The organism is Phytoactinopolyspora endophytica, assembly GCF_004138495.1.
GTDB classification, from domain to species: Bacteria; Actinomycetota; Actinomycetes; order Jiangellales; family Jiangellaceae; genus Phytoactinopolyspora; species Phytoactinopolyspora endophytica.
In genome coordinates this window covers 297114-304460 of record NZ_ML142854.1, presented here as the reverse complement: position 1 = coordinate 304460, position 7347 = coordinate 297114, and the positions used below count along the sequence as shown (strand labels likewise).

Below are 7347 nucleotides of genomic sequence, written 5' to 3'. Positions count from 1 at the left end.
CCATCATCCATGGGAGAGCCTTACGGCTCGACCCGAACCGCCCATTTGGATGATTTTCTGACCATTCGGATGATGCCACCCGCGACGTTCGCAAGCCTAGCGAATGCCGCAAACGGAACAAACCACCCCTAGGTGACTCACTAAGAACCGTCGCTCCTGGTGTGGCCTGCCCGCCCCGGTGACCCCATCCGAGATCAACATAGCTCTCAACGTGGTCACGCGAGGGCGTTTTCGCCAAATCGGCCGAAAACTCTGACCGATAGAGTGAGACCAGACACCCATCGACGCCCGACCATCCCCCGGGCACGAAGGAGAGAGGTCACCACCATGACCGAAGAGTCGCCGCTCGTATTCGGCCGCATCACCGGGCCTGACCAGCAGTCTGGTCACGAACAGGTGGTCTTCTGCCACGACCGCGCAAGTGGTCTGCGCGCCATCATCGCCATCCACTCCACGGCGCTAGGTCCCGCCCTCGGCGGCACCCGCTTCTACCCGTACAGCGCCGAGCACGACGCGCTGGCGGACGTACTTCATCTCGCGCAGGGCATGACCTACAAGAACGCGCTCGCCGGCCTGGACCATGGAGGAGGAAAGGCTGTCATCATCGGCGACCCCGAACGACACAAGTCGGAGGGGCTGCTGCGCGCCTACGGACGCTACGTCGCGTCTCTGGGTGGCCGATACATCACCGCGTGCGACGTCGGGACCTACGTCGAGGACATGGACGTCGTCGCTCGCGAGTGCCCCGCCGGACGCAACTGGGTCACCGGCCGCTCTCCCGCCGAGGGAGGAGCGGGCGACTCCAGTGTGCTCACGGCGTTCGGCGTCTACCAGGGCATGCGTGCCTGCGCAGAGCGCCTCTGGGGCGAACCGACCTTGGCCGGACGGAGGGTCGGCATCGCCGGTGTGGGCAAGGTGGGCTCTAAGTTGGCCCGGCTGTTGCTCGATGACGGCGCGCAGGTCGTGATCACCGATGTCTCCGAATCCGCCATCGACCATGTCCGCACCGCACACCCACAGGTCGACGTCGTCTCCGACGTCGACGCGCTGCTGGCCGCCGAGATCGACGTGTACTCGCCGTGCGCCCTCGGAGGCGCTCTGACCGACGACACGACCAGCGCGATGGCCACAGGTCAGGTGAAAGCCGTCTGCGGAGGCGCGAACAATCAACTCGAGCATCCCGGAGTGGAGAAGCTCCTCGACGACGCGGGAGTCCTCTATGCTCCGGACTACGTGGTCAACTCAGGTGGCGTGATCCAGGTCGCCGACGAGTTGCACGGGTTCTCCTTCGAGCGGGCCAAGGCCAAGGCGACGAAGATCTTCGACACCACCAGGAAGATATTTGCGCTTGCAAGTGATGAGGCCGTGTCGCCCGCAACCGCGGCTGACCGCATCGCGGAACACCGGATCGCCGAAGTGAGCCGAATGAAGACCATCTACCTGGGCAAATGAACCCAGTGTCCGGTACGCACGCGACTCGAAGGGAAATTAGTTCGTACCGGATGAGACGGAACAGGGTCCGACCCTGTACCGTTATATCTACGAGCAGATGTCATCCGAAGGAAACGAGGGCGTCCGGCTAATACTGGTCGCCCCGGTTGTGTGCGAGGGGGTCGACCCTATGGGGCGCGGCCGGGCCAAGGCCAAGCAGACGAAGGTCGCCCGTCAGCTTAAGTACCAGACGCTTGAAACGGACTTCGACGCACTACAGCGTGAGTTGCGTGGCGAGGAAGGTACTGACGGGCGGTCCGACGACTACGAGGCTGACTACTACGCGGACTACGCAGATCAAGATGGCGACGAGGGCGAGGAACCCCGTCGCAACGTAGGTTAGCCGCTTACTCACACGCTGCAGGTCGTTGCTGCCGTCACATCGCTGTGGCGGCGGCAGCAACGGCCTGCCGTGCGTGTGGCCGTTGTGCAATGAGACGTGCCCGGCGTCAGCCGGCGTACGTTCCGTAGAGCTCAGCGGAACCGTCGCCGTCCACGACATGGCCGGCGACCCACGTCTGGACACCACGGTCGGTCAGCAGCCGCATGGCAGGATCGACCGCGTCGGGACTCAGCACCACGAGCATGCCGACGCCCATGTTGAAGGTGTGCTCCAGCTCATGCTGCGTCACCGACCCGAGCTCACCGATCAGCCCGAAGATCGGCCCAGGTGCCCAAGTGGACCGGTCGACGCGAGCCGTGACGTCGTCGGGCAGTACCCGGGCGAGATTGGCAGCCAGGCCGCCACCGGTGATGTGCGACATCGCGTGCACCTCGACCGAACGAGCCAGTTCCAGACAGTGCCGCGCATACACTCTGGTAGGCTCCAGCAGCTCCGCACCGAGCGTCCGTCCGAGTTCAGGCACCTCTCGGTCCAGCGCCCATCCGGCCGTGTCGAGCAGTACGTGCCGGGCCAGCGAGTAACCGTTGGAGTGCAATCCGGACGACGCCATGGCCAAGAGCGCATCGCCCGGACGCACCAGGTGCGGCCCCAGAAGCTCGTCAGCCTCGACGACGCCCGTAGCTGCCCCGGCGACGTCGTACTCGCCCGGCCCCAGCAAGCCCGGATGCTCGGCCGTCTCGCCGCCGCTGAGAGTGCATCCCGCCGCAACGCAGGCCTGGGCGATGCCCTTCACGATCGCGGCGATCCGCTCCGGCACGACGCGACCACACGCGATGTAGTCGGTCATGAACAGCGGCTCCGCACCGCAGACGACGAGATCGTCCACGACCATGCCGACCAGGTCGAAGCCGATGGTGTCGTGCACGTCCATGCGCTGAGCGACGGCCACCTTGGTGCCGACGCCGTCAGTGCTGGTGGCCAGCAACGGCCGCCTGTAGGACTTCAAGGCGCTGGCATCGAACAGCCCGGCGAACCCGCCCAGATCGCCGTAGGTCTCCGGCCGGCGGGTCTTCGCCACCCACTCCTTCATGAGCTCCACCGCGCGGTCGCCGGCCTCGATATCGACTCCTGCGGCAGCGTAGGTGGCGTTCGGTCGCCCATTGTCACTCGTCATACAGACACTCTAAGCGTCCCCGGACCAGGGCACACTTCCCCGCCCGGCAACGCCGGCCAGCCCAGGCTGGACGCCCAGCCGTCAGGGGTGGCGTAGCGCGTTGGCAGCGCCGCCGCTGGACGCGAGCGTCGTCAAGCCGTCGTTGGGGTCACCGAGGCGGACCGCATCGTCCAGCGCGTCCCGGTCCGGTGACTCACAGCCCTCGCCCTGGGGACGAGCCGGCATGCCCGGCAAAGCGGGCTGGTCCAGAGCGCTGTTGGCGGCCACCGGCGGCTCGATCGGGTAGATCCCATCGAAGCACGCTCGGCAGAGATCGTTCTTGGCAACGGTGGTCGTCTCGATCAAAGTGTCGAGCTCGACGTATGCCAGCGAGTCCGCGCCGATCGATCGGCAGATCTCCTCAGCGGAGAGACCGTTGGCGATCAGCTCGGCCCGAGATGCGAAGTCGATGCCGTAGAAGCATGGCCACTTCACCGGCGGGCTGGAGATCCGCACATGCACCTCGGCCGCACCGGCCTCACGGAGCATACGCACCAGGGCACGCTGGGTGTTCCCGCGGACGATCGAGTCGTCGACGACCACCAGCCGCTTGCCGCCCACGATCTCCCGCAGTGGGTTGAGCTTGAGCCGGATGCCGAGCTGTCGCAACGTCTGGGAAGGCTGAATGAACGTGCGTCCCACATAGCTGTTCTTGACCAGGCCCATGCCGTATGGGATCCCGGACGCCTCAGCATACCCCACGGCCGCTGGAGTTCCTGACTCGGGCACCGGGATCACCAGGTCGGCCTCGACCGGATGCTCCTTGGCCAGGCGCCGCCCGATCTCGACTCTCGTCTCGTGCACCGAGCGCCCTGAGATGTGCGTGTCCGGCCGGGCGAGGTAGACGAACTCGAACAGACAGCCCTTCGGCTCCGCCGTCGCGAACCGCCTCGACCGCAAACCCTGAGCGTCCACCGTGACAAGCTCGCCCGGCTCTACTTCACGGACGAACGACGCACCGACGATGTCCAGCGCCGCTGTCTCACTCGCCACGACCCAGCCACGCTCAAGCCGGCCCAATACCAGCGGCCGCACCCCTTGCGGGTCACGGGCCGCGTACAAGGTCGTCTCGTCACAGAAGACCAGCGAGAACGCACCTTTGACCTCGGCGAGCGCCTCGGCGGCCGCTTCCTCCAGGGTCCGGCCGGCGTAGGACCCGAACAGGGCGGTGATCAGTGCCGTGTCGGTGGTGTTGCCGTACCGAAGCTCACCGACCGCGCCTCCCACCCGCTCCCGGACGAGCGCCAGCAAGTCTTCGGTGTTCGTGAGATTGCCGTTGTGCCCGAGAGCGACGGTGCCCGCGGGGGTAGCTCCGAGTGTCGGCTGGGCGTTCTGCCACTCGCTGGCACCGGTGGTCGAGTACCGGGTGTGTCCGACAGCGACATTGCCGACGAGCGTGTTCAGCGTCGACTCGTCGAAAACCTGGCTGACCAGGCCCATGTCCTTGTAGACGAGGAGATTCTCACCGTTGCCGACGGCGATCCCGGCTGACTCCTGACCCCGGTGCTGCAGTGCGTACAACGCGAAGTAGGTGAGCTTGGACACCTCTTCCCCGGGTGCCCACACGCCGAATACCCCGCATGCGTCGCGGGGGCCGTGATCGGAAGGGTCGAGTTCCTGGGTCAGCTTTCCATCCCCGTGCGCCACATACTCGAGTGTACGTGCTTCGGGGCCCCGGAATGCCAAGACCGGGCAGGCGAGACGCCTACCCGGTCTTTCAGCGAGATATACGGCCGCACAGAATGCGGCGCCGTCAAAGGCTGACGGGATCAGTCACGACGTTGGCGCGGCTGCCGCGCACGGTTTCGATGGCCCTCACCGCCGGAGCGCCGCGGGCCTCCTCCGCCGCCACCACCGGAGCGCCACTGGCCGCCGCCACGGCCACCGCTCGGGCGCTGCGACCGACCGGCGCCGGCCTTGCGGCCGCTGTCGCGGGCGGCCATCACCATCGCGGGCGCCTCGGCCAGTATGTCGACCGTCATCGGGGCGTCCGCGACGGCACGAGCATCAACGTTCTTGGCCTCGACGCCGGCTCTCTGAAGCAGCGGGCCGAGACCTCGTGCCTGTCCGGCAGTCGCGACCGTCACCACCGCGCCCGAGGCACCCGCCCGGGCGGTACGCCCGGACCGGTGCAGGTACGACTTGGGCTCACCTGCTGGGTCGAAGTGCACCACCATGCCGACACCGTCGACGTGGATGCCGCGTGCCGCGACGTCCGTGGCGACCACGACCTGCGCCCGGCCACTCCGGAACCGGTCAAGGTTACGCTCGCGCACTCGCTGCGACAGATCCCCGTGCAGATCGACGGAGGGCACCCCGGCGCTCTCCAGATCCGCTGCCAGCTGTGTCGCGCCGTGCTTGGTGCGGGTGAACACGATGCTCCGTGGGTTGGCTCGGAGCAGCTGCGTCGTCACGTCGAGCCGGTTGCCCGCCCCGACGACGAGGACGTGGTGATCCATGGTGGTGACCGAGCCCGCGTCTGGGTCGATCTCATGCCGTGCCGCGTTGTTCAGGTGGCGACGGACCAGCCGGTCCACGTCACCGTCCAGCGTCGCCGACAGCAGCAGCCGCTGTCCGCCCTCGGGGGTCTGCCCCAGCAGGTCATCGATCACCGGGAAGAAACCGAGGTCACACAGGTGGTCCGCTTCGTCGAGCGCCACCATCTCGATGTCGTCGAGCTGGCAGGCTCCCCGGCGGACGAGGTCGTCCAGGCGGCCCGGTGTGGCGACCACCACGTCGGCGCCCTTGTCGAGCCGGCGGATCTGCTTGTCGTACGGTGCGCCGCCGTAGATGGTCACCATCTTCAGCTGAAGCGCGTCGGCCAGCGGCTCCAGCGCGGAGGCGACCTGGCCCGCGAGCTCACGCGTGGGGACGACGATGAGCGCACGGGGATGGTTCGGGCGGCTCCTCGCGCCGGCGAGCCGGCCCAGTACCGGCAGGCCGAAGGCGAGTGTCTTCCCGGACCCGGTCCGTGCCCGGCCGAGCACGTCACGGCCGCTGTTCGCGTCCGGGATGACGGCGGCCTGCACGGCTGTGGGCTCCACAATGCCGTCGACACCGAGGATCTTCACGACGAGCTCGGTTACGCCCATCTCGGAGAACGCGGAGCTGGTGGGATCGAACGCCTCGATGGCTGCCCGGCGGGCAGGATCGATGCCGTTTCGCTCACGGGCCGGGCCCTTGCCACGCCCGGAACGCTGCCCCGCACCGCCGTTACGCCGGTTGAACGGACGACCCTCACGGCGCTGGCCACGCGGGCCGCCACCACGGCGGTCCTGCTCGTCATTGCGCGGGCCGTCGAAGGAACGACGACGGGGACGGTCCGAACGCTCGCGCCGCGGCTCGGGCGTAGAGGACAGGCTGGATTGATCAATGGTCACGGGCATGCTCCGGTTACAACGAGAGTCGGGCGCACCCGGCGCGCAGCCGCATGTACGGTGCGCGATGAGCCAAGGATGCGCGTACCCGACTTTGCTCGACGTCCCTACCGTCTACGGGTCCGGCGATGACCCTGTGAGGTCGACACCTAGACCCAGCGCACGCCGACATGTCTCCACCACGACGACGTACCTACAACCCGGGCACTGAAACGGCCGGTATCCGCCTGGATCCGGCCGTGGCTGAGACAAGCATACCCGATCTCCGACCATGCCCGTGCCGCCGGAGCGATGACCTTCGCTGCGGGAGATTTCCGCGGACCTCCATCACACCCAAGCGGGGCGCCTCGCGATAATGGCCAGAACGCCATCGGCTCATGCCCCTCTGTCAAGCGGATCAAGGACGAAATGAACCCCCGGATCATCTTCCGTTCCATCGCCATCATCGAAGCGGTGACGTGGCTCGGCCTCATCGTCGGCATGATCTTCAAATACGGACCTGCCGACGAGGAGATCGGAGTGACGATCTTCGGCCCCATCCACGGGGTCGCGTTCATCATCTACGTCATCGCAGTCGTCGCGCTGTTCCGGAGGTTCCGCTGGGGGGTCTGGACCACTGCACTCGCGCTGGTGGCCGCGGTTCCTCCATTCTGCACGGTGATCTTCGACGCGTGGGCGGAGCGCACCGGCCGGCTCGACACGGCGCCGGCCGAGCAGGTTCCGGCCGGGTGATCCAGACGCTGGTTGTACCCGGCCGGCATGTTGGCGACAGGCGATTGATGGGCTGGCCGCCCAGCACAGTCAAGCGGCCTGATCGGCGAGCCGCTGCAGCAGGAGCGCCTCGGCGAGGCAGACCTTCGCGAACTGGCCGAGGTGCAGGCTCTCGTCTACACCGTGCGCGCGCGAGTCCGGGTCTTCGACGC

6 protein-coding genes are annotated in these 7347 nt (G+C 67.1%); 3 read left to right on the top strand and 3 right to left on the bottom strand.

The genetic code is table 11. The features are described 5' to 3' along the window. Window positions 1-327: 327 nt before the first annotated feature. Together ELR45_RS14440 and ELR45_RS14435 are read left to right on the top strand one after the other, a co-directional pair. Window positions 328-1452, top strand: a complete 1125-nt coding sequence (locus ELR45_RS14440) for a Glu/Leu/Phe/Val dehydrogenase dimerization domain-containing protein (RefSeq protein ID WP_129667022.1) — start codon at window positions 328-330, stop codon at window positions 1450-1452. Window positions 1453-1621: 169 nt separating this feature from the next. Beyond that, window positions 1622-1834 carry a DUF3073 domain-containing protein gene (locus ELR45_RS14435; RefSeq protein ID WP_129667116.1) on the top strand — a complete coding sequence of 71 codons (213 nt, stop codon included), beginning with the start codon at window positions 1622-1624 and terminating at the stop codon, window positions 1832-1834. 106 nt (window positions 1835-1940) lie between these two features. Here ELR45_RS14435 and purM read toward each other — a convergent pair whose 3' ends face one another. The 3 genes from purM to ELR45_RS14420 all read right to left on the bottom strand — a co-directional run bounded on the left by purM (window position 1941) and on the right by ELR45_RS14420 (window position 6427). Next, complete coding sequence (gene purM / locus ELR45_RS14430) at window positions 1941-3008, bottom strand: phosphoribosylformylglycinamidine cyclo-ligase (protein ID WP_129667021.1); 1068 nt, start codon at window positions 3006-3008, stop codon at window positions 1941-1943. 81 nt (window positions 3009-3089) lie between these two features. Continuing rightward, window positions 3090-4694 (bottom strand): amidophosphoribosyltransferase, encoded by a 1605-nt coding sequence (purF, locus tag ELR45_RS14425; RefSeq protein WP_129667020.1) that lies wholly within the window; start codon window positions 4692-4694, stop codon window positions 3090-3092. Window positions 4695-4816: 122 nt separating this feature from the next. Beyond that, window positions 4817-6427 (bottom strand): DEAD/DEAH box helicase, encoded by a 1611-nt coding sequence (locus ELR45_RS14420; protein WP_165367772.1) that lies wholly within the window; start codon window positions 6425-6427, stop codon window positions 4817-4819. A 405-nt stretch (window positions 6428-6832) separates the two neighbouring features. Here ELR45_RS14420 and ELR45_RS14415 point away from each other — a divergent pair, with 405 nt between their 5' ends. Beyond that, a complete protein-coding gene (locus ELR45_RS14415) occupies window positions 6833-7156 on the top strand; it encodes a DUF3817 domain-containing protein (RefSeq protein ID WP_129667018.1) in 324 nt (107 codons plus the stop codon). The last annotated feature ends 191 nt before the right edge of the window (window positions 7157-7347 follow it).

Bases quoted from the DNA above. Each gene is read 5' to 3' on its own strand.
- ELR45_RS14440 (WP_129667022.1), top strand. From the start codon at position 328: ATGACCGAAGAGTCGCCGCTCGTATTCGGCCGCATCACCGGGCCTGAC.
- ELR45_RS14435 (WP_129667116.1), top strand. From the start codon at position 1,622: ATGGGGCGCGGCCGGGCCAAGGCCAAGCAGACGAAGGTCGCCCGTCAG.
- purM (WP_129667021.1), bottom strand. From the start codon at position 3,008: ATGACGAGTGACAATGGGCGACCGAACGCCACCTACGCTGCCGCAGGA.
- ELR45_RS14415 (WP_129667018.1), top strand. From the start codon at position 6,833: ATGAACCCCCGGATCATCTTCCGTTCCATCGCCATCATCGAAGCGGTG.